Below are 25,324 nucleotides of genomic sequence, written 5' to 3' on the forward strand. Positions count from 1 at the left end.
TCAAGTATTTTAGAACTTATGGCGGACACCCAAAGCAACTGCTGCCTGGTTACCCGATGCACCAACTGTAGAACCCAAAACCCCCGGGTTGGTTGTATTTGTCGCGCGTAGGTCCGACACGAATGCGTACAAGTCAGTACGTTTCGAAAGAAAATAGTCGGCACCCAGATTGAACTGATTCAATGTACCGTTTTTAGCGCCAATGAAATCGAGTTTAGTATGTTGCACACTAGCAAGTAGATGTAAGGGACCGGTAACAGCGTAATTTACGCCAGCTTCGAAAATATCAGCCTTGTCGTTGCTCAAGCCACCGATGATGTTATTGGTCGCCGCACTTGCCAGTGGTTGCTTCGCACGCGACCAGTTACCATACAGACGTGCCGGACCGGCTTGATAGCTAGCCCCTAGCGTAAATGTCTTCAGCGCTGTATCACCGGGATGACCGATGAATACGGGAGCAGAATTAACTAAGGAAACGTCGCTAGCTCCAGCCGTGGGCGTGCCTAGTTTAGATTGGTAGTAAGCAGCGAATAAAGTGATGGGGCCTCTTAGATATTGACCACCCAGACCAAACGATTGACCTGTCGATGTCTGACCGGCGACTTCCCCTAAACCATAGATCGCGCTAGCAGTAAAACCAGCCAGGCTTGGCGTGTTGTAACGGATCGAGTTGTTGGTGCGAGTACCTTCCAGGCGGTCCAGAACATGTCCCGGTGCAGCAACAAAAGTACCAAAATCGACAATAGAGGTCCACACACTGACATCGTCCAGAAGGTCAGTTTGACGACCAAGCAGAACAGTCCCAAAGTTGCCACTCAAGCCAACTACGGATTTACGACGGAATAAAGTAGATGTCCCTTTGTCGCTTTGCAATGCACCGGTGTCATTGGCGAAGCCAGTTTCCAGTTGGAACACCGCCTTCAGACCGCTCCCCAAATCTTCAACGCCTTTGAAGCCTAGACGTGACCCCTGGACGATCCCGGAGACCATGCTTAATTGACTACCCGTCTTGCCACCCGGTACTGCGGTCGTATTAGCTTTGTTTGTATAGGCGACGCCAGTATCAACGATGCCGTAGATTGTGACCGAGCTTTGTGCTTGCGCTGTGCCTGCGGCTAGCACTGCAAGTGCGATGCATGATTTTTTCATTTAATAATCCCTATATATAATTTTTTTAGTCATCTGCGGGTATTGCGAAAGTAAAGAGTTGTCAGTAATTTTCTTTGGTTGTATATCCCCTTCCATGTTGTCGGTTGGCACTCAATTTAAAGCGGTAATAGAGCACTTGCGAATACCTGAAAAGCGCTACAGTCGGGAGCGATGCAAGTCCAATTGCTGCTTGTCAGTCCGGGTGGTAGCATCATCTTCGCGAAATCCCAACAAACGCTGACCTAGTAACCAACGTGGCGTGCCAACGTCGCATAGTGGGAGCAACAACATAGTCAACCGAAGTCAAGTTCAAGCTTACGAAGCTGGTAACGGATATCTCGCCACCGAAAAAAACTTAGTTTCAGCGAAATAAATAGTGACTTAAGATTAGCAACACGAAATATCCGAAGCAAATCAAAAAATTCGTCCGTGATTCAAATTAATTCAATCCAACATTAAAGTAAGCTCTCTTTCACATGCTTCGCTCTTGAGCGGCGCAGCGATTCGCCACGGCTACCCGAACGCATGTAAGGCTGCAGTAGCAGCAACATGTATATGCGGCAGCACAGGTCATCTGACCAACTGCAACAAGAAGCAGATACCGGTGTAAGAGGTTTGGCGAGTTACTAAACTGTACTTCAGCTAGTGAGAACGCTCAGGGGGGGGAACGATTAGTGAGCGCAATTAATGCGAACGATTTGAATACACGTGCAGATCAGCAGCACGATACTCGACGCCTGGCTAAACAGCATTCCGCAAATCATATTCACTGCAACCACCAAGACAATGATTGTTTTTCGTTCGAACCTATCGAAAATAGGTACGTTTTCGGTACGACGGCAAACACACGTAGCCGAACTCGCCACTCGCCGGGACCTGTTCGGATAAAAAAATACACCTATTAAGTCATTTTAAAATCAACATGCCAATAGCAACAAGCCCTATTAAATCTAACTCAAATATAAATCAGAGTTCATCATACAACCGCCGGGGCAACGTGCGGTGCCGTCCGCAATGTCTCCGCAATCAACTCCAATGCATGCTGAATTTCTTCACGGTTGGCGACGCCGCCGATGCAGACCCGCACCGCTTCCGGCGGTTGCATCGATACCGAAAAAGCATCGCTCGCCACCACACCAACACCGGACGATTGCAAATGCGCTGCAAATGCTTTTCGATCCCATGGCGCAGGTAGACTAATCCACAAATGGAAAGCCTCCGGATGCGAGAGGTAACTTCCCGCCGGTAATAATCGCGCCGCTAGCTTTTGGCGCGCCATCGATTCCTTGCGGATCGCATTCAACGCCAAATCAGCCGTGCCGTCGCGAATCCAGCGGGTTGCCAACGCCGACGTAATGGGCGATGCCATCACCGTCGTTGCCCGCACCGCAGATGCCAGCCGGGATGCATATTGTGCGTCGGGAGCTACCAGATAAGCAATTCTTAAACCTGCGCCAACACATTTTGCCAAACCCGCAATATAAAACGTCACATCCGGACCGATGCTGGCGATTGCTGGTGGCGTCACGCGCGGCAAAAAACCGTAGGCGTCGTCCTCGATAATCGGTACCTCATAATGACGGGCCACTTCCACCAACGCCTGTCGCCGCGTGTGTGACATCACTATCGTAGTCGGATTGAGCAAAGTCGGATTGCAATACAAGGCTTTCGGCGCGTATTGTGCGCATGCAGCCGCAAATGCAACCGCGTCGATTCCCTCACGATCCATCGGCAAGCCTATCAAACGGATGCCAAGTTGACCTGCTAATGCTCTTAGTCCGGGATAAGTCAGCTCTTCACAACAAATGACCGATCCTGATGGTGCTAGCGTGGTTAGCACGGCGACCAACGCAGCTTGCGCACCAGGTACAACCAACAAGCGATCATGATCAACCACCAATCCGCGTCGGCGCAACCATAACGCACCAGCCTCACGGTCTTCGGGCGATCCGCCAAAATCTTGATACCGCAGCAAATCTCTTAACTTACCACTCACGCTGGCAAAGCCGCTTTCCATGAGCGTTAATAATTCCTCCGAGACGGGTTCCGGCGGCATGTTCATTGACATGTCGACGTTAGGTCGCCCTTCAAATACACGGGGAATTTTGGGGCGGCGAAGACCGCACACAAACGTACCGCGCCCAACCACAGAATCCACCAAACCGCGCCGGTGTGCTTCTGTGTAAGCACGCGCCACGGTAGTGAAATCGATGCCCAGCAACTCAGCCAGCTTACGTTGTGGCGGCAACCGTTGCTCTGCGGCTAATTGACCCACAGCAATATCGTCGGCGATGGCATTGGCAATCGTCAGATAGAGAGGGCCGCTTCCCTTTTTCAATTTTGGCAACCATCCATTTTGAAGCTTTACCATCTTCATTACTCCCATTCAATCCTGCGTCACTCTTCAGGCTAAAAAAATCTTTAATACAATGTATGCATTTTTCATTCCATACAATCACTCTGTAATTCGACTCGAATTGTCCAAAAATATGCCTGTTCTGCACCATCCCTGCGCATTTTTTAGGCACTTCTTGCACGAAGTTAAAGCATGCGTTTCCGCTATGGTGCAACGTCATAATGTGAATTGAATGGGACGATTGAATGGATTTTCATCAAACCCGGAAATTCGCCCAAATCCAGGCCCGTCGGAAACGCAATAGCAATGCGGCTTTGCCATTTTAAAAATCGATTGCATGCATTTTTTTCCATTCAATATGGGCATATAGACCGATTGTATGGCACGCCATATGCATTCAATGAGGCCGTCACGACAGTGCGTCTGACCGACAGCAATCAGCAAATGTCGCCGCATTTCAACCCATTCATCAGGAGCTATCAACATGCCAACGGTCAAACATCCAGCCCACGTTAAAGGCGATTTCTTTGTCGATTACGAAGAGAAAGTATTTGAAGATATCAAAGCTTTACCGGGTGAAAAAGCACTGGTTACTTTTCATACTGTTGCCTTTGAAGGGTCGATTGGGTTTGTCAATTTATTGCAAGCCACGCGCCTGCAACGCAAAGGTTATGAAACCTCTATCTTGTTATACGGTCCCGGCGTCACATTAGGTTTGCAACGCGGCTTTCCAACGCTTGGCGATGAGGCATTTCCGGGTCATCTGAATTTTAATAACCGGATCACTTCTTTCATGGAAGCAGGCGGCAAAGTCTATGCCTGCCGCTTTGCGCTTCAAGCTTTATACGGCCACGGTGAGCCTTCGTTGATTCCCGGTATTCGCGCAATCAATCCACTTGACGTACTGGATTTGAAGTTGATCCACACGCGTGCAAACGCGTTCATTCTTGATACCTGGACGCTATAAACCTTGCAAAGGGCGGATCATGAAAACGGACAATACAATGACAAGATCATCGCAAAAAAAGACGGTACGCGCGGCAGCGATTCAGATTGCACCAGACCTTGAAAGTGCTGGCGGCACGTTGGACAAGGTTTGTACAGCGATTGAAAGTGCGGCTGCAAAAGGTGCGGAGCTCGTAGTTTTTCCAGAGACCTTCGTGCCCTACTATCCTTACTTTTCTTTCGTCCGGCCGCCCTTTGCAGCAGGGGCTGAACACCTGCTTTTATACGAACGTGCAGTCGTTGTGCCGGGTCCGGTAACCGCTGCCGTCTCGGCTGTTGCTCGTAGTCACGGCCTAGTCGTTGTGCTGGGTGTGAACGAACGCGATCACGGCACGCTATACAACACGCAACTAGTGTTCGATGCCAATGGTGAACTGGTGTTAAAACGTAGAAAAATTACGCCGACTTATCACGAGCGCATGATCTGGGGTCAAGGCGACGCCAGTGGACTCAAAGTCGTGGAAACCGCCGTCGGTCGTTTGGGTGCGCTGGCATGTTGGGAACACTACAATCCACTAGCACGCTATGCTTTGATGGCGCAGCATGAAGAAATCCATTGTGCCCAGTTTCCCGGCTCTATGGTTGGACAGATATTCGCCGATCAGATGGAAGTAACGATACGCCATCATGCGCTTGAGGCTGGTTGCTTTGTGGTGAACGCCACCGGTTGGTTGACCGATGCCCAGATCATCGCGATCACACCCGATCCTGCCGTCCAAAAGGCGCTGCGTGGTGGTTGCTGCACTGCCATCGTATCGCCGGAAGGTGTGCTGTTGGCACAGCCACTGCGCAGCGGAGAAGGCATGGTGATCGCCGATCTCGATATGGCGCTCATCACCAAACGTAAGCGCATGATGGATTCCGTCGGTCACTATGCGCGGCCAGAATTATTAAAACTGGTCGTTGATGACCGTCGACATGCCCCTGTTTCACCACTTTTTAGTGAGGATACAGATAACACCGAAAACGAACAACCAACCTTCAACTCCGCCGACAGCCCAACTCTTGCGAGCACACATCATGCAAACAGTCTCTACACCACATCAACAACTAATTACTGAACTGCAATCGCTGGGCTTGCGACTCAATGACCCCAATGCTGGTGCTGCCAGTCGGCGCGGCGGGGCCGGCCCATCCGATCATAAGGCGGTTGTGGTGGATGGGCATACGGTGATGATTCCGGTGCATACGGCAAGCGCGTGGTCGTCGCCATTTGTGGCTGCGCCACTCGGTCCCGATGGCACCAGTGCGTTGCTGCGGGATGGGATTTCCGTTGGCGTTATCTCGTTCCCGCGTCAGCCACGTTTTTACAAAATGCAGACAATGGACGGTATTCCTTACTCCAAAATCGCGACATTACATGGCTCTGACGTACTGGCAACTACCGTGCTACAAAGCTGCATCCGCTACGAGAGTCGGCGTAAATCCTGTCAGTTCTGCGCGATAGGACAATCACTCGCTGCGAGCAGAACTATTTTGCGCAAGACGCCCGAACAATTAGCGGAAGTCGCGCGTGCTGCTGTTCTGCTGGATAACGTCAAGCATATGGTGATGACAACCGGCACGCCAAATGCCACCGATCGTGGCGCGCAGATTTTGTGCGAAAGTGCATTTGCCGTCAAGAGCGCGGTCAACCTGCCGATTCAAGGGCAATGCGAACCGCCGGACGACGATCTCTGGTTCAAGCGCATGCATGATGCCGGAATCGACTCACTTGGCATGCATCTCGAAGCAGTAACGCCTGAGGTGCGCGCTCGTATCATGCCAGGCAAGGCAAGCGTTTCGATTGCGCGCTATTTCGACGCGTTTGAAAGCGCTATAGAAGTATTTGGATATGGTCAGGTTAGTACTTACATACTCGCTGGACTTGGTGATACCACCGAAGCGATTTTGAGTATATGTGAAAAACTGATCGCCATCGGTGTCTATCCGTTCGTTGTGCCTTTTGTGCCAATTGCAGGGACGCCGCTGGAAGATCATCCCGCACCATCACCCCAATTCATGCGCGAACTACTGACACCGCTGGCAGCCATGCTGGAATCGCGTGGCTTGCGCTCAACCGATATCAAAGCGGGTTGCGGGCGTTGCGGTGCCTGTTCATCATTATCAACTTTTGAGAAGAAGCCATCATGAGCGCCGTCTGCACGCCACTAGTTGTCAATGCCGATAACGCTTTTGCAAATGCTACGGTACGCATCAAACTTGCGACGACACGATACGAACGTGAGGCAGCAAAACGCTTGAGGTGTGCTGTTTTTTGCGATGAGCAAGGCATCTTTGAAGGTGACGATACAGATGAAATCGATCAACGCGCATACCCTATTGCGGCGATTCTCTGTATTCCGGACATGCCCGATGAGCTCGTCGGGACCGTCCGTATTGTCGAGTCGCAATCTGGCATCTGGTATGGGTCACGTCTGGCTGTGGCGCGTCATGCGCGGCGAATCGGGTCAGTTGGTACTGGCTTAATTAACCTGGCAGTGCGTACCGCGCATGCACATGGATGCAAAACTTTTTTGGCGCAGGTACAAAACCAGAACGTGCCGTTGTTTGAAAGACTGCACTGGGCCTCGATAGACGAGATTGACGTCCATGGTCGTCCACATCATTTGATGCAAGCCGACCTTAACTTTTATCCACCGATGCACGATGGCGATATCGGCTTTGTGCTGATCCCTGGTGCGATATGAACATCGCCGGTCCAAAGTTGAACGCAGCATTACAAGAATCAGGTGCATTAATCACATTAAGCGCACTAACGACGATGTTGCGCGACTCACGCGGCATCGCGCATAAGCGAGATATTGATGCCGTTATCCGCACACTGGGAACCACCTATGATCGCACCGCCGCTGTGCCGGTCGGAGATGACTGTGCGGCAATCCCTGAACCCGACGGTAACGGTTATCTGTTATTTGCGATTGAAGGCTTTATCAATGAATTTGTCGCACAAGAACCGTGGTTTGCCGGATATTGTGGCGTGATGGTCAATGTCAGTGATATTTATGCCATGGGCGGTCGTCCAGTTGCCATCGTCGATGCATTGTGGAGTCGCACCGGCGATGCTGCGCAACCGATACTGGAAGGACTGGCAGCGGCCTCAACCATTTATAACGTGCCAATCGTTGGCGGTCATAGTAACCGCCGCAATGATAGAGAGCAATTATCGGTCGCTATCATTGGCCGAGCCAAGCGGCTTCTGACCAGCTTCGATGCACGTCCAGGTCAGCACTTGGTGGCCGCCATAGACTTGCGTGGGCACTTCCATGAGCCGTATGATTATTGGGATGCCAGCAGCGGTTCACCAGCACAGCGCCTGCGTGATGATCTTGCGCTATTGCCGATGATTGCAGAAGACGGCTGGTCTGAAGCAGGCAAGGACATTAGCATGGCAGGCGTAGTCGGCACTGCATTAATGCTGCTGGAATGTTCAGCAATTGGTGCGACCATTAATCTTGATGCTATTCCTAAGCCTCAGAACGTCGCGCTGGAACGCTGGTTAACCGCCTTCCCCAGTTATGGTTTTTTGCTCAGCGTAGCCGATGTACATCTGGAACAAGTATTGCAGCGCTTCACAGCGCGAGACATTGCCTGCGCTGCGATCGGTCGCACCGATGCCTCCGGCGTCGTGCGGTTGCAACGCAACGGTGAAACGGAAACGCTATGGGACTTCAACGCAGAGCCGTTGATTGGCTGCGGGCCAATGTCGGCAATATCCGCCGGAGTTAAAAGCCACTAAGTGAAAAGCCACGATTTTAAAAACCTTTTATTTTCGACAATCCGATACGACGTCCGCCCTTTATTGTTATATGGAGAGAACCATGCCCGTAGTCCACTTTAGCGTCCGCTGGCCGGACAATTCAACCAGCGATTGCTACTCTCCATCGCGGGTCATCAAAGATTATCTGGAAGTCGGAAAAAGTTATCCAATCCCCGATTTTGTAGAACGCAGTAGCGCCGCATTAACCATGGCGAGCGAGCGTGTGCAGCAAAAATTTGGCTACATGTGCTCATCCGCGATGGATCAACTTGGTCAAATAGAACGCACTGCCAGCCGGTTTGAAGATCAGGAAAACGCATTGGTCATTGTCGAAGCGTTTCGCCCGTGACGGCTGACTGTTCATTCTTTTTGCGATTGACCATTCGCTTGATCCCTTATCCGTCATTTATCCAATCAGCATTTGGAGAATAAATATGAATACTTCACCTCAATTATTGCAAGACAATCATTATTCGGTATTGATTATCGGCGGCGGCCAAGCCGGATTGTCGATGAGCTACAACCTGAAGCAGCAATGCATTGACCACCTTATTCTTGAAAAGAACCGTATCGGCCACGCCTGGAGAAGCGAACGCTGGGACACGTTTTGTCTGGTGACACCCAATTGGCAATGCACATTACCGGGATTTCCTTATACTGGAAACGATCCGTACGGATTCATGAAAAAAGATGATATCGTCGACTACATTGACCGATACGTCGCCTCATTCGAACCACCTGCCGCCGAGGGCGTCGGAGTTACAAGGCTGCTTCGCAATGCTGCAAACGTGTTTGAAATCGAAACAACCAAAGGCAACCTGACAGCTGATCAGGTTGTGGTTGCCATCGGTGGTTATCACATACCAATAATCCCAGGCGCGGCAGAAAAATTACCCGATCACATCGTGCAATTACATTCGTCTGATTACGTCAATCCTGAGTCACTTCCACCTGGCGATATTTTGGTCGTTGGTACAGGACAATCCGGTTGCCAGATAGCTGAGGATCTCCATCTCACCGGCCGCCGCGTGCACTTATGCGTCGGTGATGCACCGCGCGTTGCACGCACCTATCGTGGCAAGGATGTGGTGGAATGGCTTGACCACATGAAGTATTACGACCTTCCCGTTGAGCGCCATCCGCTTGGCACGGGCGTGCGCGAAAAAACCAATCACTACGTCACTGGACGTGACGGTGGACGCGATATTGATTTGCGCAAATTTGCGCTGGAAGGAATGCAATTATATGGTCGCTTCGAGACGTTCGCCGATGGTATCGCAACGTTCGGCAGCGAATTAAAAAATAACCTCGACAGTGCCGATGCGGCCTCCGAAAACATCAAAAACAATATCGATAAATTTATCGCCGACAATGCCATTGATGCACCAAAGGAAGCACGCTACGTGCCGCTCTGGGAGCCACCAGCGGATGCGCCGCAACGTCTTAATATGGGCAGCAATAACATTGCCGCGGTCATCTGGTGCATCGGCTTCCGTACCGATTTTAGCTGGATCGAAGAAACCATCTTTGATGCACGCGGCTATCCGGGCCACACGCGCGGCGTGACAGACATTGCGGGGCTGTATTTTCTTGGCTTGCCTTGGCAATACACATGGGGATCGGGACGATTTTCGGGCATTGCACGAGATGCCGGATATTTGCTGGAACACATTGTCCGACATCGCGATAAAAACCTGCCTACCATGAAGATATCTGTGCAATCAACACAACTAGAAGTGCAAAATAAATCAGCGCTTAATTGTTAAAATTACGCATCAAATTTGCGCTCACTGACCATCAACTTAAATATTAGGACGAGACAGATTCAAGTAAAGATAAAAAATAAGAACTAAACCGAAGGACAAAAGCGCAGCTCTGGCTGGCTGACCGGGGAATTAACTGCACCAAACCAACAATAAAAAAAGGAAGCCTTTTGGGCTTCCTTTCTTATTTTGGAGCGGGAGAAGAGGCTCGAACTCTCGACCTATACCTTGGCAAGGTATCGCTCTACCAACTGAGCTACTCCCGCGTTTTCTTTGCTAACCGATACAGGAGGAGATTCCCGAAATCCAAACCTATCTGGAGAGTGACCTCGGCGAAAGGTGAATCTACTCTTGTATCGGCTATGCTTTACTTAAAATCGCAAAAAACATTTAAAGCTAACTAACGAAGGACTGAAGTATAGCAGCCCTTCAACAAACGCACAACACCTAATTCAAACTTGATAAAAAATGTCTTCACAATGGTAAATATAGCGTTAAAACACAACATTCAACAATGTGGTGACAAATCCCTCATCACATTTCGATAATTTAATTATCACACTGAATCATCCAAAAAATCAACAGCGCAAAGAAATCTTATGTAAATTTTCGACACTGAGGCGACTCTCGCGTTACCGGAAGCTGCGCGCGCAAATCTTTCGACGATTTTTATTGCCGCAATTTCTTTAGGGAAAGACACCATCGCACAAGCGGTATCTCCATAGACCAATGGGCTATTGCATCCCAAATGCCTGTAAAACCAACCAGATATTCGCTGCAGAAATAACAACGAACAACATCCATGACAGCGCCGAGGTTGTCAGCGAATTGGCAAAGACTCCCATTAAGTCGCGGCGACTAGTAAGCTTAATCAACGGATACATGGCAAAAGGTAATTGAAGGCTCAATACGACCTGACTCATCACCAACAAACGTCCCACAGAATGTTCGCCCCACAAGATTACACCAATCAATGCCGGCACCAAAGCCAGGCTGCGTGTAATCAAGCGGCGCTGCCAGCAGGGTATTTTTATTTTTAGAAAACCATCCATAATGACCTGGCCTGCGATTGTTCCGGTAAATGTCGAGCTTTGGCCTGAGGCCAGCAAGGCCACGCCAAATAAAATACCTGCCACGGCGGTGCCCGCAATCGGGTCTAGTAAGTGGAACGCTTCGTCGATTTCCACAGCAACGTGACTACCGCTGGTGTGAAAGGCAGCGCCAGCCAAAACCAGAATAGCGACATTGATCACTAGCGCGACCATCAGGGAAAATATCGTATCCAGACGTGAAAACCGGATCGCCTGCTGCCGGCTGCGATCATTACTCTCAACCACGCGAGTCTGGACAATCGAAGAGTGCAAATAGAGATTATGCGGCATGATCGTCGCACCAAGAATGCCAATAGCCAAATAAAGCGGTTCTTGGCCGGCCAGCGCTTTTAACGACGGGATCGCGCCAGCGGCGACGGCGCTCCAGTCTGGCTTGACAAATAACAGTTCGGCAAACAGACAAACACTGATGGTGAGAATCAAACCAAGAATGATTGCCTCAATCTGCCGAAAGCCTTTTCCTTTAAGACCGAGCACGATAATCGTATCAAATGCCGTCAGCAATACCCCAGTCACCAGCGATACGCCAAACAGTAACTTGAACGCCAGTGCGCTTCCCAATACCTCGGCAACATCACACGCGATGATCGAAACCTCAGCAAAAAACCACAGAGTTTTGCCCGCACGTGGACTGTATTGTTCGCGGCAATGCACTGCTAGATCTTTTTGGGTGGCAATACCGAGTCGCATACTCAGACACTGCAACACGATCGCAGCAAGGCTCGACAAAATCACCACAAAAAGCAAGCTATAGCCGAATTGTGATCCAGCCTGAATATCGGTCGCCCAATTTCCGGGGTCCATGTAACCGATTGAGACCAACAAACCTGGACCAGTAAAGCGGACTATTTTTCGCCATAGCGGTGCAGTGGGAGAAACTGCTACCGTACCGACGACTTCAGACGGGCAGAATGGCGCAGTGGCCGTAGTAGGTAAACCAAACATAGTTTTTCAGTACACGAGGATGAATTTGATTCAATCGCAAGGCTGGTGCTCTGCGATGGTTTGAAGCCTATCAAATAATGCATCACTAGTGTAACGACTTTATGCCAAACACCCTACCCGCTCTTGCAAACGTCCCAGCATGGGTAGATATTCCTTTACAACTAACGAGTTTTACCATCGTTTTTGCTTGAAAACCAATCCATAACAAAAACACCCAAACACCGTGAACAAACGATCTGCTAGGGTATTTTGATATCCGGGACGATCAACAAGCTGCCAGAAACTACCCTAACCGTATACCAGCGCCAATGCCCTCGCACCAGGCGCGCATAGATCGCAAGGTACGAGCCAACTTGCAGCGCGACGATAACTAAAGCACTCACTATCGTATCACCAGCGACAACTGCAATGAATGACATGACCGCCACCCAAGTGCCGACAAAGCACACCACCGCCGCATTACGTAGCCATGGCCTGGCAGGGTTATGACGCAGCATTTGACACACGACACGACGATAAATCAGGGCATGAAGATGCAGGCGATCTGCATGTCCGGGACTCATTTTTCGGACGATCTTCCTACGATAGATACTATATAGCACTTCAATAATAGGGTACGCACAGATTGCCAATACCTGCCATGCGTTGATCGAAGGATTGCGTATAAGTAGCAATATCATGACCTCGGAAACCAAAAAACCCAAAAGATAAGCCCCGCCATCTCCGAGAAATAATCGTCCTGTCGGGTAATTAACGACCAAAAAACCGAAGGCAGCTCCCGCAATCAACAACGCCAACTGGGTCACCAACACGTCTCCACACCGCCATGCGAGATACCCAAGTGCGGCCAACATAATAATAACTACGGTTGCCGCGATGCCATTAAAACCGTCAATTATATTGATAGCGTTGGTCCCGCCAGCGACCACGAAAGCGGTCACAAGAATAGCAAATGGAACGATTGTTAATAAAGCGTCGAAGCCCCATATGTCCAGACCATCAATGATGGCACCAGATAACCAGCTTGCTAGAAATGCAGAAACCATACTGGCTACCAGGCGCGCCTTGACCGATACTCTTTTTGTCAGATCTTCCAACGTACCAACCAGAAAAATAGGGCAACTGGCAAGCAGGAGTGAAAACACGTCTTGTATGTTGATTGGCTTAACAAGAGACGGACTAATGATTGCAAAAAAAATGGCTGAAAAAATGAGGCCAGTCATCACAGCGATCCCGCCAATGCGCGGGACTGCTATTGTATGGACTTTTTGTATCGCAGAAAGATCGTGATCTAAAGAATGCTTACCGTGCCAATTTTGTGAAAGTACAATCAACAAACTGGTCGCAAAGCTGAGAATCGCAGCAGCAACACCGAAAGAAGCCATATTCAATATGTTCATTGCGCCAGCCATTTTGGAGTTAACTTAATTGATCTCAGGTTTAATCTTAAAAAAGACCGGTTCGGGGTAACTAATATCAGCGCTTCAGTTCCGATTTTTAGCGCCGCATTCATCTCACCACTGCACTTTTTACTTACTTCTCCGAACTAGCCAGCGTCAGCAATCTCATCAACCTTACTAACGCGAGCCGTGATTAAAAGTCGGGGCCAAATATGCGTATCACACCCATCTCATCGCTTTATGGGTTTGAGTGAATTGTGCCATTTTCGGTAACGAGAACAATTGAGGTATTTTTTGTGCAACCGATTGTTCGCTCGATAGCCAGCGGACCAAGTCATCCCCAGACATTGGTTTTGCGAAGTGATAACCCTGCCCTACATCAAAGCCAAGTTCTTGAAAAAAAGTCGCGTCACTCTCAGATTCGATGCCTTCTGCAACTGTTCGAAGATCAAGATTTTTCGCCATATTAACGATTGAATTGAGGATTAGAATCGAGCGCTTATTTTTTCGCGCAGACGCGATAAACGATTGATCGATTTTAATTTCGTTAAACGGCATCTGGCTTAATTGCTGCAATGAGGAGTAACCTGTCCCGAAATCATCGAGCGACAATCCGAAACCGTGCATTTGCAATCTGGTAACGCTTTCCAGCAATCCTTTGTAGTCCTTGGGAAGCGCTGTCTCGGTGACCTCGATAGTAATACGCTCAGGATTTACCTGATGTTCCTTCACAATGGCCAACCATCTGTTCGGTATCGCAGTATTTTCCAAGGTTAACGGTGATGCATTGATAGAAATACTGATTTCCGGCCTAATCGAATACCACTTTTTAGTGGACTCAAGCACGTTGCACAGCAGATCTTCAGTCAATTGATCAATCAGACCCGCAGATTCCATCAAAGGAATAAATTGCGACGGAGGAATCACACCTTGATCTGGATGCATCCATCGTGCAAGAACCTCAACACCGACCGGCGTGCGCGTAGCAAAGTCTAATTTTGGTTGAAAATAGGGCACGAATTGCCCTCGTTTTAAAGCGGTACTCAGATCTTCTTTAGACCAGCACTGAAACGGCACTCTCTTGCGGAAAACATATTCAGCTTTTTGTGGATGCAAGGCCGGCGATATGAGATTTTTGAGATTAGAGAATTTAACTGGCTTAATGATCCGACCAGAAAGTCGTATGCCGTAACTTAATATTATTTCTTCTGCAGAACACAGTAGATCATCTTCCAACGCTGATGAAAGAATGACTCGACCTATTTTTGCACGGGGCGCTTCACGGAGAAATTCTATTCCATCCATGCCGCCCATCCGTAAATCGCAGATCGTGAAATCAAACTCCTCGGCATAACCATCAAGCAGCGCTAATGCCTGTTGCGCATCAGCTGCTTCGGCCACAAAACCGACTCCTAGAACTTTCAAATACATCACTAGAGTGGCACGCTGACTTTGATCTTTTTCAAGAACCAGTATCTTTTGGTTAGAAAAAATAGAATAGGGAATTTTCATAAGACCAATCTAGGTTAGCCGTTCAGATCAACACTGGGCTGATATCGGAAGTCAACTCAATATCAGGTTCCAACCAGCATTGCAGAACCTCTTTGAGAGAGGCCGTAGAAGCAGGTTTCGCAATATAACAATCCATTCCAGCCTTAAGACAACGCTCCCTGCCTCCCTCCGTACTATTTGCAGTAACCGCAATAATAGTCAAATGCGCTCCGGTAATTTTCTCGTGCTGCCTAATTTTTTCAGTCATTTCGTATCCATCCATGACCGGCATCTGGCAATCTGTAAAGATAATCTTGCAGCTATTACTAGATAGCCAAGATATTGCTTCCGCACCGTTCGATAGAACTTTTACGGCGTCGAAACCAATCCTCTTTAACTGATGAACAATCAGTTTTTGAAGGATTTTGTTATCTTCGACAACGAGAATTCCAGGCTGTATTTTCATCATTTTTAGCGATAGGTATTTTTGTCGTTTAGGGCGAGCCCTTAGCAACGCGCTATAGTTCCGGAGACTTTTTTGTATAATTTATTGACGTTCCGTTTGACTCTTAGTCGCAAAAAAACCTCGTGATAAGCCAAGGCTTTTTTGCGATGACCACATTGTTTATTTTGCAGGCAGGCCAGCTAGCAATCCGGTCAGTAGACCTGACACAGGTGTCAACGCGCCCGCGCCAGAAGTACCAGTCACACCACTCAATGTGCTAGTCAAACCGCTGACTAGTCCAGTAACCGGCGCCAGCGAACCGGCACCAGGAGTAGCGACGCCACTCAACACACTGGTCAGACTACTCACCACTGTTGTCACAGGAGACAACGAACCAGCTCCTGCTGAGCCAGTGACGCTAGTCAATGTGCTAGTCAACGTGCCAACTAACCCAGTGACTGGTGCCAGAGAACCAGCACCCGGAGTAGCAACGCCGCTTAACGTACCAGTCAAGCCACTGATCAGACCGGTGACTGGTGCCAGAGAACCGGCGCCAGGAGTAGCAACGCCGCTTAACGTACCAGTCAAGCCACTGATCAGTCCGGTAACTGGTGCCAGAGAACCAGCGCCAGGAGTAGCAACGCCGCTTAACGTACCAGTCAAGCCACTGATCAGTCCGGTGACTGGTGCCAGAGAACCGGCGCCAGGAGTAGCAACGCCGCTTAACGTACCAGTCAAGCTCCCTACCAACACTGTTAGCGACGACAGCGATCCCGCGCCAGGAGCCCCTGGCAAGCCGCCTACAGTGCCAGTTACACCTGTAATCAAACTAGTCAACGACCCTAAAGGATTGGTCCCTGTAGCGCCGCCTAAGCCGCCTGTCAGAGAGCTAAGAAGAATTGTCGCTGGCGACAATGGATTGGTACCACCGCCCGCTAAGCCGCCAAGACCGGCGAACAAACCATTGACCTGGTTACCCAATAACGGTTGCAAGCTATTGGTCAAACTGTTGTTAGCGAGAGCAATCACAGTGCTACCCACAGTCGTCACGACACCGCCCAAACCTGCGGATAGTGGCGTATTAATGCCGCTCAGTTGCGTGCCACCAGCAACGACGGCGCTGCCAACCGCGATGAGCAAGCCGTTAACTGGCTGGTTAAGACCAGTAGTATTGCCAACTGCTTGCGTTACTGTATTAACAGTGCTGGTAAGAGGCACAATCGCTGTGCTTAATGCCAGCGTAACCTGCTGGACCGGGCCTGTCGTCAATGTAGTCGTTAATGGCACAGCGATTTGTTTTACAACACCACCAACAGCGACCACCAGTCCACCAACCGGTGTGGTGACCGGGGCCAGAACTGAAAGCTGATCGCTACCTAATCCAATCACCAGTTGTCCGGCGCTTTGGACTGTGTCGCCAACCTTACCGACCACACCACCAACACTACCGACGGTGATACCCACTGGATCTGTTGCAGTACCGATCTGACCAAGGCCGTTTGTCACGCCAGCACCTAGCGTTGTCAGGACGCCGCTACCATTGCTGACAACACCATTCAAGCCACTACTTATGCCAGAAGTTAATGGCAACTGACTAGTCAACGTCGTACCTAGGCTATCTACTGCAGTGCCGATACTTGATACGACTGAGCCTGTATTAGAAAGAAGATTCGACTTAACTAAATTGTTAGTTCCACCACCAGTGCCACCAGTGCCGCCAGTTGCGCCTGTACCACCAGTTGCGCCTGTGCCGCCAGTTGCGCCTGTACCACCAGTTGCGCCTGTACCACCAGTTGCGCCTGTGCCGCCAGTTGCGCCTGTGCCGCCAGTTGCGCCTGTGCCGCCAGTTGCGCCTGTGCCGCCAGTTGCGCCTGTGCCGCCGGTTGCACCATCCGTGCCATTGCTACCATTTGTACCAGCTGCACCTGTACCACCCCCAGCTCCCGTGCCGCCAGTTGAAGCATCGCCAGTACCACCTGCCGTGCCACCCGCTGTGCCACCACTACTCGCTCCACCGATTTTGCCTATCGTACCGTTGCCAGCACATCCCGATAACAAACCAGCAAACAATAGTGATACTGCAATTAGGCTTCTTTTCTGTGATGTTTTCATGATATTTCCCCGGGTTGGTAATGCAGAAACGCCTGCTTTGGGGTCCTTAATGCAAATAACATACCAGAGGAAAATATCAGAAAATTTAGCTTGTTTTAATAAGTAGAAATTTGTACAAATTTTAAATAAATGCTTTTAAAATCAATCACTAACGATTCTTTAGCAAATTTTTAAGGGCGCAATTTTAATCGGGAAAATATCTATTTTTGGACGTAACACGTTACGTTACATCAAGGAACATCAGTATTCCCTGGCGTGAAAATTCGTTGCCTTTTCAAATACAAAAAAGTGGATTTGTTCTACTTTATAAACCACGCTTTTCTAAAGGAATTACACTGAAAAATTAATGCCAGAGACCTTTATATGGTTAAAAGCGCACCCTATTTACCCACCCGGCTACGGCCAAAACTATCTGTCGGTAACGGCAAACGGCGCAATATATATACTGCTGGAATACAAAGCAGGATCGCTAGAGCGCTACTCACCACACTCCATCCAATACCATAGTTATAATTTTTCGGAATCAAATGCAAAGAAATCGCCATACCACGAATAAAACTAAAAAAAATGAAGTGCAATGGAAAAATCGTTAACGTATTTTCTGAAAGCCATTTACTGACTATCGACGACGGTAATAGCCTGGAAACAGAAAAGGTGGCGATAATCCCTAGCAATGCGATTGGAAAATAGAGTGAAGGCCACACACCAAAATGCATGTTAGCCAGGTCGACCGAGCCAGTTTTAGACACTACAAAAGCAAGTAATCCAAATGCGGCAATAAAAGTAAAAATAAAATACACTCGCTTAATATGAGTGAAATAATCCTTATCTCGGACGCATTGTCCGATGGCATAAAACGCAAGCCCTATCCACATGCTATCCAATCCCAAAGGAAATCTATAAGGTACAAACTTCCACAGCATTGAGATGGCAAACGCCAGAACCACAAACAGACAAGTGGAAGTCATCGTTGTCAATAATTTGCGCGAGGCGTGATAGGCGATGACCGTCAGCAAAAAGCACGGAAAAAACCAAAGCGGAGGATCGACGTAAAGATCAGACTCAAGTCCGCTAAAAAATCCTACCACCGGCCCGTACCAAGTATTCCCTGCATAAAGCAGTGCCTTGATGCCGACATTACGTGTCACCAGCCAGTAAATAAAAGCAACCAAAAAAAAGAGCACATAAGGTATGCCTATATTTTGTAAACTTTTTTTTGAATTACTGACAATAGTCGCCTCTAATTTAGTCGGCTTAATCAGAAATCCGGAAATAAAAAAGAATAACGGGACATGAAAACTAAAGATTAAATGCGACAAATAATCCGGAAGACCTCTACTATGTCCGAGAACAATAAGGGCAATACCAATAGCTTTAGCATTGTCGATAAAACCATAATGATTCTGTGCTGGCACATTACGTGTTGCGCTAGCAGTCACAATATTTCCCGCTAGATCACTCACGAAACCAGTCTCGTGTCGGAAAACTTATCTGGCGCCAATAGCCTTTCCACTACTGCAGACCAGCTTAAATGCTCTTTATGAGGGGGCAAACGTGGTGTACCCAGCGCGCTGCGTAGCGCGCGGAAAATAGAATCTGCATCGCCGGGCTGATATCCAAAGCGCGAGACGAAATCCCCTACGATGCCATCAGGGCACACGGCAGGTAGACCAAAAAAATCATACTGCATCAGCTTCATTGAGGTATCGGAAAGATAGCGTGGAACGTTTTCTGATCGATAAGGTGCTATTCCTACGGTTGCATGTTTGATATATGGCAGCGTAAGGAGATGTGGCATCTCATCATGCACAACAACGTTTTTTCCAAAGTCAGGATGCGGCGCCATACCGCAACCAATAATATGAAAAGTCACTTCAGGAAAAAGTCTTGATGCCACTACAAAAAAATCTGGATCGAACAACATTGATCCCACCGATACCGCAGTCAGACCGGGTCCATAAGGAGATGGATCAGCATGTTCTTCGACCGAAAAATCAAAGCCGTGTGGTACTACATAACAATTATCCAGACTCGGCATCTCATCAGCCATGAATCGAGAAGTGAGGCAAATCGCGTCCATTTTTGGCGCGACTTCCGTAAAAATTTCCTTAACATACGATGCAACATTAATCGTAGCAAGGTCATCAGAAGCAAGATAAATGGTTTTTGCCTGCGGATTCAGGCGCTTTACAAGATCGAAAAAAATTGGAGCGATTCCACTTTCAAAGATTACAACATCCGCTTGCTCTATCCATTCGACCAAGACAGGATTGGGATTGTTGACGTATCGTTTAAATAAAAATTTTTCTATAGGAGAGAAAATATTTTTACGCGTATTGAATGGATGGATAAATGTCTTCCATAGAAAACAGTGGATGCCATCGCGCAAACCTACTTTATTTGCGAGACTATTTAGCGATTTTCTGGGGTCGGATTTTAACTGCGATAGTAGACTGTATTGGCAAGAAAAAAAACTGGTAGGACCATATTTTTTTAATTCAGCTGCAATAAAATGTACGTTCACCCTTCTTCGGGACCGATAGTCGTGGGCAGTAATCATTAGAGATCGCATTGTGTATCTTTCTAGAAGTAAATTCTTGCTTGGCGTTCTAATCTGACCGGGCATAGAAAAATACAATTTTTCGTCGTTGCTTGGTGGTGATACTTAAAGGCATTGCTCAACATCTTGGTGCCATGTTGATCTGCCATCTATTCACAGAAATACTTCATCAGTTAGGCGTCTGATTGCGGATTAAGTTCGGCATTAAACTTTGTAATAAGGGTATTATTTAAAAGTTCATAACAGCATCCGGTTTTTCCATCAGAATCACCCGCTTAAATTCTGCTTGTATGCGCGCTAGTGCATCTTCCGATTCGGCCTCAAAACGCATGACTGCCACCGGCGTGGTATTCGATGCCCGCACCAATCCAAAGCCATCCGGATATTCCACGCGTAAGCCATCAATCTTGATAATGTCATCCGCACCGGGAAACTCCGCTTGCTGCTGTAAAGCGGCAATCAGCGTAAAGTTCTCGCCCTCGGCCAAGGTCAATTGTAATTCCGGCGTGCTAGTCGATTGCGGTAGTGCGTTCAGCACCGCTGAAGGATCACTCTCCCGACTCAACAATTCCAGCAAGCGGACACCGGCATACAAGCCGTCGTCAAAACCATACCAGCGGTCTTTGAAAAACACATGCCCACTCATCTCACCGCCCAGCGGCGCACCGGTCTCGCGCATCTTCGCTTTGACCAGTGAATGGCCGGTTTTCCACATCAGCGGCTTGCCACCGTGCTGCGTAATCCATGGCGCCAGATGGCGCGTACATTTAACGTCGTACAAAATTTCCTGGCCCGGATGACGGGTCAGGACATCAGCGGCAAACAGCATCAATTGCCGATCCGGATAAATGATTTGACCATCTTTGGTGACGACGCCCAGACGATCGCCATCGCCGTCGAACGCCAGGCCAATTTCTGCGTCAGAGGTTTGCAGCGCCCGAATGACATCCTGTAAATTCTCCGGATGCGCCGGATCGGGATGATGGTTCGGAAATGTTCCGTCCACCTCACAAAACAATTCTTGTACTTCGCAGCCGAGGGCGCGATACAGTTCACCAGCAAACGCACCCGCCACGCCATTGCCGCAATCGACAACGATCTTCATCGGCTTTGCCAACGTCACGTCGCTGAGGATGCGTTGCAGATAGGTGTCCTTGATATCGTGCGTGCTGTAATGCCCCACATTCTGCGTCTGCTCGACCGTGCGGCTAACCGCATCCGTCGCAATCGACTGATACAGTGCCTGAATGGTTTCGCCATAAATCGCCTCGCCCGCCAAAACCATTTTGAAGCCGTTGTAATCGGGAGGATTATGGCTGCCAGTCACCATGACGCCGGATTGTGTGTCCAGCACATGGGTCGCAAAATACACCATGGGCGTGACGACGACACCGAGATCAATCACGTCGACGCCAACATCCTGTAACCCTGACGCCAGGGCTGCGGTCATTTCGGCGCCAGATAAACGGCCATCACGACCGATCACAACTGTCTTTTGCCCCTTAGCGATGGCCGCTAGGCCAAAAGCCTGACCGATATGACGCGCGATGCCAGCGTCAAGCGTTTTGCCAATAACACCGCGGATGTCGTAGGCTTTGAATATCGAATTTTGGAGTGGGAGCATAATTTTTTTAGTCAATTTAACTTAATTGGTTAGAGGCACATAAGCCCCAACGGAAGCGCATTAGAGACAACATCTCTTTGCCTTAACTACGTTTATATATATCCTCGAAACGAACAATATCGTCCTCTCCCAAGTAACCGCCTGACTGTATTTCGATCAAATGCAATGGCATTTTTCCTGGATTTTCTAACCTGTGCTTAACGCCTATCGGTATGTAAGTGGACTCATTTTCGGTGAGAAATTTTTCATCTTCTCCGCAGGTAATGCGTGCTGTACCACTCACCACCACCCAATGTTCGGCGCGATGATGATGCATTTGGAGCGACAATTTTCCTCCTGGATTAACGGTGATACGCTTAACCTGGAAGCGATCACCTATATCGATTCCCTCATAACTTCCCCAAGGTCGGAACACACTTGTATGATTCAAATGTTCGGTCCGTTGATTCTCCTTAAGATCATTGACGATTTTTTTGACATTTTGGACCTGATCTTTGTGCACTACCAACACCGCATCTTTGGTTTCTACGACGATCAAATCCTCGACCCCGACGACCGCCACAAAACGACTTTCCGCTCTGATCATGGAGTTTTTTACGCCATCGGTATAAACGTCGCCTCGCAGGACATTCCCATCTATATCAGCATCCAGTATTTCCCATAAAGCAGACCATGATCCAACGTCGTTCCAACCGATTTCGGATGGCACAACGACGGCATGCGTAGTGTGCTCCATGACGGCGTAATCAATCGACTCTCCTGGACAAACGGCAAAGGAGGTCTCATCCAAACGGCAAAAATCGAGATCACGATAAGCGCCGCTGAACGCCTTATCGCAACTTTCTGCTATAGCGGGACGGAAGGCGTGGAGCTCTTCAAGATAACGCGATGCCAAGAATAGAAACATGCCGCTATTCCAGCTATAAGCTTTATCCGCAACAAAAATTTCGGCCGTGGCACGGTCAGGCTTTTCCACAAATTTGTCGACTGTGTAACAACCATCCGTTCCTTCCAGAGCTTCACCGCGCCGGATATATCCATACCCCGTCTCGGGGCCGGATGGGACGATACCAAAAGTCGCAAGCGCGCCACTGCGCGCCGCTTGCGCCGCACGCTGCAACGCCACATGAAAAGCCTCGACATCAGCAATCACATGGTCTGCTGGCAGCACCAGCATCAGCGCTTCCGTATCTTCTTTCAATAAAAAATGTGCCGCTACGGCGACCGATGGCGCGGTATTTTTGCCTTCAGGTTCCAGCAAAATACCTAATGGCGCTACGCCAATGGCCCGCAATTGTTCAGCCACTAGAAAACGATGCTCATTACCGCAAGTAATTAACGGCGGCATCAACTCGGACCACTCCGACAACCGTAATAATGTCTCTTGCAACATCGAAAAATTCGAGCAGAGCGGCAGCAGTTGCTTTGGCAGCGCCTCACGCGAGAGCGGCCATAAGCGCGTTCCAGAACCTCCGGCAAGGATAACGGGATAAATTCTCATAGACCATCCTGCGTCATGGCAGCCGTGGTCCCTACTCTTGCTTTTGACCCAGAATCCAACTGATAGTCCGACTTGGAATCTAACTTAGAATCAATTTTAGATTCAGATTCAGCTGGAGATTCTGGCGGCTTATCGCGAGCATCACCCCATTCATGCTTGCCCGATTCCGGTAAATGAAGCATCTCACCAGCACGGTTCACGCTATATTCCTTGACCACAACCATTTCTTCCAGATAAGCGTCGGGCAGTATTCGCGTGTATTCAAACAACACACTACGCACCACTTCAGAGCCAGAACATACATGGCTGCCGTGTCCGATCCAGGTTGGTCCAATGATGGTGCAACCGGCCTCAATCAGACAACCGGCACCAATATAAACTGGCCCTTGAATGGTGGTACCGTTCCAATCTATGCTGGTATTAAGGCCGACCCATACCCCATCGGCGATTTGCGTCCCTGGCACTTCCAGCTGCGCTACTTCACCCAACAACACGCTTTGCAACACACTCCAGTAATCGGTCACAGTACCAATATCAATCCAATTGAAGTACCTTTGCTGCGCGTAAAATGGCAGGCCTTTTTCGGCCATCAGCGGGAACAGATCGGAGCCGATGTCGAACATTGTGCCAACAGGTATCAGATCAATGGCCTCCGGCTCAAAGATATAGATGCCGGTACTAGCGAAATTAGAGAGTGCGTCTGCCTCTTTCGGCTTCTCCTGAAATGATTTTATGCGTCCATCAAGATCCGTCACCACCACGCCATAGCTATCCACTTTATCCCAAGGCACCTCCTTGGTGACAACGCTTACCATTGCACCTTTTTTCTTATGCTCAAACAGTGCGGACGTCAGATCCAGATCAATTAACGCATCGCCGCAGATCACAATAGTCGTATCATCAAAAAAATTCGCAAACTCCTGAATTTTCTTGATACCCCCCGCTGAACCTAACGGTTCGGGAATGACCTCGCCACTATCATTGATATAGCCTTCAAACGAATAGCCAATCTGAACCCCGAATTGACTACCGTCCCCAAAATACTCTTCGATTTTGTGATGTAAATAGCTAACATTCACCATGATGTCACGCACGCCGTAACTAGCAAGATACTCGACCAGATAAGCCATTACGGGCTTGCCCAAAATCGGTATCATCGGTTTGGGAAGATCATAGGTCAGAGGACGAACGCGCGTGCCCTTGCCTGCCGCTAAAATCATTGCTTTCATGTTTCACCTCTTAAAATTTAATTTGGAATATCGTCAATATGATCAGGTTGCTATCTATCCCTCGCCCAGCAAATTCAGTACATTCCACTTCAGGCTTTCAGGTTTGTTGCATGGTTTGTATGTCTGTTGGAACTATCGCCCCGATGCTTGCGACACAAAAGCAGAAATCGCATGATGTCAATGGTGTAGCGGCGTAATAGTCGACGTGGTTCAAGACACAATCGATATAACCATTCGAGACGTGTGCGTTGGATCAAACTAGGCGCTCGCGCTTTATCCCCACTCCAAAAATCGAATAATGCACCAACGCCGATCACGACATTTGCATGCAATGTCTGGCGACTCAACAGTATCCATTCCTCCTGAATCGGATTGCCGAGAGCCACTAATACCACTTCTGCCTCAACCAAATTGATCGCCTTAATCAACGCGGCATGATCATGTTCAATCCCGGTATAACCGTCGCAAGTACCAACGACCGTTTGTCCAAGGTTCATGCGGACATGTTCCGCTGCTTTGGCGAGGACTTCAGGCTTTCCTCCCAACATGAACACCCGTAGCGGTCTTTTCGCGCAAGAAAAGAAATACGGTATGAAATCTGTACCGTTTAAATTTTCTTTGAATTTATCACGACGAAATAGAAACGCAGCGATATCCATTCCAATACCATCATTAACAATCGCTACCGAATCGCTCTTCATCGTTCCCAAAAGATAGCGACATTGAACGATGAAATTGGTATTTGCAAAAAATAGTGACACTTTCTTTTTGCCCTGCACTATTTGGCGCAAATACCTGGCCAACACTGGTGAAGTGGTTTTAATGACCGGGTAACCCGCGATCGGAATAAATTTTTCTTCACTCATGACCCA

At 48.8% G+C, this 25,324-nt stretch carries 21 protein-coding genes and 1 tRNA gene; 7 read left to right on the plus strand and 15 right to left on the minus strand.

Going from position 1 to position 25,324, the window contains the following annotated elements:
* Positions 1–9 precede the first annotated feature (9 nt).
* The 3 genes from RGU75_RS22230 to RGU75_RS22240 form a co-directional block, all read right to left on the minus strand.
* Positions 10–1,149: a porin gene (locus tag RGU75_RS22230; RefSeq protein WP_322239761.1), complete on the minus strand. Its 1,140-nt coding sequence runs from the start codon at positions 1,147–1,149 to the stop codon at positions 10–12.
* Between the two features lie 156 nt (positions 1,150–1,305).
* Positions 1,306–1,440, minus strand: coding sequence for a hypothetical protein (locus tag RGU75_RS22235; RefSeq protein WP_322239763.1), 135 nt, complete (start codon positions 1,438–1,440; stop codon positions 1,306–1,308).
* Between the two features lie 685 nt (positions 1,441–2,125).
* Complete coding sequence (locus tag RGU75_RS22240; RefSeq protein WP_322239765.1) at positions 2,126–3,520, minus strand: PLP-dependent aminotransferase family protein; 1,395 nt, start codon at positions 3,518–3,520, stop codon at positions 2,126–2,128.
* Between the two features lie 469 nt (positions 3,521–3,989).
* Here RGU75_RS22240 and RGU75_RS22245 point away from each other — a divergent pair, with 469 nt between their 5' ends.
* The 7 genes from RGU75_RS22245 (at position 3,990) to RGU75_RS22275 (ending at position 10,036) form a co-directional block, all read left to right on the plus strand.
* Entirely contained in the window at positions 3,990–4,472 is a 483-nt protein-coding gene (locus RGU75_RS22245; protein ID WP_322239767.1) for an MSMEG_0572/Sll0783 family nitrogen starvation response protein, read from the plus strand.
* Positions 4,473–4,509: 37 nt separating this feature from the next.
* The gene (locus RGU75_RS22250) at positions 4,510–5,571 is read left to right on the plus strand and encodes a Nit6803 family nitrilase (protein ID WP_322239769.1); all 1,062 of its coding nucleotides are present in this window, start codon (positions 4,510–4,512) and stop codon (positions 5,569–5,571) included.
* Positions 5,531–6,643: an MSMEG_0568 family radical SAM protein gene (locus RGU75_RS22255; RefSeq protein WP_322239771.1), complete on the plus strand. Its 1,113-nt coding sequence runs from the start codon at positions 5,531–5,533 to the stop codon at positions 6,641–6,643. The genes RGU75_RS22250 and RGU75_RS22255 overlap by 41 nt, the downstream gene beginning before the upstream one ends.
* Complete coding sequence (locus tag RGU75_RS22260) at positions 6,640–7,200, plus strand: MSMEG_0567/Sll0786 family nitrogen starvation N-acetyltransferase (protein WP_322239773.1); 561 nt, start codon at positions 6,640–6,642, stop codon at positions 7,198–7,200. The genes RGU75_RS22255 and RGU75_RS22260 overlap by 4 nt, the downstream gene beginning before the upstream one ends.
* Positions 7,197–8,249, plus strand: coding sequence for a sll0787 family AIR synthase-like protein (locus RGU75_RS22265; RefSeq protein ID WP_322239775.1), 1,053 nt, complete (start codon positions 7,197–7,199; stop codon positions 8,247–8,249). The genes RGU75_RS22260 and RGU75_RS22265 overlap by 4 nt, the downstream gene beginning before the upstream one ends.
* An 82-nt stretch (positions 8,250–8,331) precedes the next feature.
* Positions 8,332–8,619, plus strand: a complete 288-nt coding sequence (locus RGU75_RS22270; protein ID WP_322239777.1) for an MSMEG_0570 family nitrogen starvation response protein — start codon at positions 8,332–8,334, stop codon at positions 8,617–8,619.
* Between the two features lie 85 nt (positions 8,620–8,704).
* Positions 8,705–10,036: an MSMEG_0569 family flavin-dependent oxidoreductase gene (locus RGU75_RS22275; RefSeq protein ID WP_322239779.1), complete on the plus strand. Its 1,332-nt coding sequence runs from the start codon at positions 8,705–8,707 to the stop codon at positions 10,034–10,036.
* A gap of 187 nt (positions 10,037–10,223) precedes the next feature.
* On the opposite strand, the gene RGU75_RS22280 is transcribed toward RGU75_RS22275, so the two are convergent.
* The 12 genes from RGU75_RS22280 to RGU75_RS22335 form a co-directional block, all read right to left on the minus strand.
* Positions 10,224–10,299 (minus strand) — tRNA-Gly (locus RGU75_RS22280).
* Between the two features lie 468 nt (positions 10,300–10,767).
* Positions 10,768–12,090, minus strand: a complete 1,323-nt coding sequence (locus RGU75_RS22285) for an Nramp family divalent metal transporter (RefSeq protein ID WP_322239781.1) — start codon at positions 12,088–12,090, stop codon at positions 10,768–10,770.
* A 239-nt stretch (positions 12,091–12,329) separates the two neighbouring features.
* Positions 12,330–13,490: a glycosyltransferase gene (locus RGU75_RS22290; protein WP_322239784.1), complete on the minus strand. Its 1,161-nt coding sequence runs from the start codon at positions 13,488–13,490 to the stop codon at positions 12,330–12,332.
* A 219-nt stretch (positions 13,491–13,709) separates the two neighbouring features.
* Entirely contained in the window at positions 13,710–15,002 is a 1,293-nt protein-coding gene (locus RGU75_RS22295; protein WP_322239785.1) for an EAL domain-containing response regulator, read from the minus strand.
* A 22-nt stretch (positions 15,003–15,024) separates the two neighbouring features.
* Positions 15,025–15,450, minus strand: a complete 426-nt coding sequence (locus tag RGU75_RS22300) for a response regulator (protein WP_322239787.1) — start codon at positions 15,448–15,450, stop codon at positions 15,025–15,027.
* Between the two features lie 156 nt (positions 15,451–15,606).
* Positions 15,607–17,538 (minus strand): collagen-like triple helix repeat-containing protein, encoded by a 1,932-nt coding sequence (locus RGU75_RS22305; RefSeq protein WP_322239789.1) that lies wholly within the window; start codon positions 17,536–17,538, stop codon positions 15,607–15,609.
* Positions 17,539–17,918: 380 nt separating this feature from the next.
* Complete coding sequence (locus RGU75_RS22310) at positions 17,919–19,001, minus strand: acyltransferase family protein (protein WP_322239791.1); 1,083 nt, start codon at positions 18,999–19,001, stop codon at positions 17,919–17,921.
* Positions 18,998–20,164: a glycosyltransferase gene (locus RGU75_RS22315; protein WP_322239793.1), complete on the minus strand. Its 1,167-nt coding sequence runs from the start codon at positions 20,162–20,164 to the stop codon at positions 18,998–19,000. The genes RGU75_RS22310 and RGU75_RS22315 overlap by 4 nt, the downstream gene beginning before the upstream one ends.
* A gap of 163 nt (positions 20,165–20,327) precedes the next feature.
* On the minus strand, positions 20,328–21,722 hold the full coding sequence (locus RGU75_RS22320; RefSeq protein WP_322239795.1) for a phosphomannomutase/phosphoglucomutase: 1,395 nt from the start codon (positions 21,720–21,722) through the stop codon (positions 20,328–20,330).
* Positions 21,723–21,804: 82 nt separating this feature from the next.
* Entirely contained in the window at positions 21,805–23,223 is a 1,419-nt protein-coding gene (locus RGU75_RS22325; RefSeq protein ID WP_322239797.1) for a mannose-1-phosphate guanylyltransferase/mannose-6-phosphate isomerase, read from the minus strand.
* Positions 23,220–24,452: an NDP-sugar synthase gene (locus RGU75_RS22330; protein ID WP_322239799.1), complete on the minus strand. Its 1,233-nt coding sequence runs from the start codon at positions 24,450–24,452 to the stop codon at positions 23,220–23,222. Before RGU75_RS22330 ends, RGU75_RS22325 begins: the two co-directional genes overlap by 4 nt.
* 89 nt (positions 24,453–24,541) lie before the next feature.
* Entirely contained in the window at positions 24,542–25,318 is a 777-nt protein-coding gene (locus RGU75_RS22335) for a WecB/TagA/CpsF family glycosyltransferase (protein ID WP_322239801.1), read from the minus strand.
* Between the last annotated feature and the right edge of the window lie 6 nt (positions 25,319–25,324).

The organism is Glaciimonas sp. CA11.2 (assembly GCF_034314045.1).
GTDB lineage: Bacteria > Pseudomonadota > Gammaproteobacteria > Burkholderiales > Burkholderiaceae_D > Glaciimonas.

Excerpts from the sequence above, each read along its gene's own strand:
- RGU75_RS22320 (WP_322239795.1), bottom strand. The coding sequence starts at position 21,722 with ATGCTCCCACTCCAAAATTCGATATTCAAAGCCTACGACATCCGCGGT.
- RGU75_RS22285 (WP_322239781.1), bottom strand. The coding sequence starts at position 12,090 with ATGTTTGGTTTACCTACTACGGCCACTGCGCCATTCTGCCCGTCTGAA.
- RGU75_RS22290 (WP_322239784.1), bottom strand. The coding sequence starts at position 13,490 with ATGAACATATTGAATATGGCTTCTTTCGGTGTTGCTGCTGCGATTCTC.
- RGU75_RS22255 (WP_322239771.1), top strand. The coding sequence starts at position 5,531 with ATGCAAACAGTCTCTACACCACATCAACAACTAATTACTGAACTGCAA.
- RGU75_RS22250 (WP_322239769.1), top strand. The coding sequence starts at position 4,510 with ATGACAAGATCATCGCAAAAAAAGACGGTACGCGCGGCAGCGATTCAG.
- RGU75_RS22325 (WP_322239797.1), bottom strand. The coding sequence starts at position 23,223 with ATGAGAATTTATCCCGTTATCCTTGCCGGAGGTTCTGGAACGCGCTTA.
- RGU75_RS22305 (WP_322239789.1), bottom strand. The coding sequence starts at position 17,538 with ATGAAAACATCACAGAAAAGAAGCCTAATTGCAGTATCACTATTGTTT.
- RGU75_RS22275 (WP_322239779.1), top strand. The coding sequence starts at position 8,705 with ATGAATACTTCACCTCAATTATTGCAAGACAATCATTATTCGGTATTG.
- RGU75_RS22295 (WP_322239785.1), bottom strand. The coding sequence starts at position 15,002 with ATGAAAATTCCCTATTCTATTTTTTCTAACCAAAAGATACTGGTTCTT.
- RGU75_RS22330 (WP_322239799.1), bottom strand. The coding sequence starts at position 24,452 with ATGAAAGCAATGATTTTAGCGGCAGGCAAGGGCACGCGCGTTCGTCCT.
- RGU75_RS22245 (WP_322239767.1), top strand. The coding sequence starts at position 3,990 with ATGCCAACGGTCAAACATCCAGCCCACGTTAAAGGCGATTTCTTTGTC.
- RGU75_RS22260 (WP_322239773.1), top strand. The coding sequence starts at position 6,640 with ATGAGCGCCGTCTGCACGCCACTAGTTGTCAATGCCGATAACGCTTTT.
- RGU75_RS22265 (WP_322239775.1), top strand. The coding sequence starts at position 7,197 with ATGAACATCGCCGGTCCAAAGTTGAACGCAGCATTACAAGAATCAGGT.
- RGU75_RS22315 (WP_322239793.1), bottom strand. The coding sequence starts at position 20,164 with ATGCCCGGTCAGATTAGAACGCCAAGCAAGAATTTACTTCTAGAAAGA.
- RGU75_RS22270 (WP_322239777.1), top strand. The coding sequence starts at position 8,332 with ATGCCCGTAGTCCACTTTAGCGTCCGCTGGCCGGACAATTCAACCAGC.
- RGU75_RS22235 (WP_322239763.1), bottom strand. The coding sequence starts at position 1,440 with ATGTTGTTGCTCCCACTATGCGACGTTGGCACGCCACGTTGGTTACTA.
- RGU75_RS22240 (WP_322239765.1), bottom strand. The coding sequence starts at position 3,520 with ATGGTAAAGCTTCAAAATGGATGGTTGCCAAAATTGAAAAAGGGAAGC.
- RGU75_RS22335 (WP_322239801.1), bottom strand. The coding sequence starts at position 25,318 with ATGAGTGAAGAAAAATTTATTCCGATCGCGGGTTACCCGGTCATTAAA.
- RGU75_RS22300 (WP_322239787.1), bottom strand. The coding sequence starts at position 15,450 with ATGATGAAAATACAGCCTGGAATTCTCGTTGTCGAAGATAACAAAATC.
- RGU75_RS22230 (WP_322239761.1), bottom strand. The coding sequence starts at position 1,149 with ATGAAAAAATCATGCATCGCACTTGCAGTGCTAGCCGCAGGCACAGCG.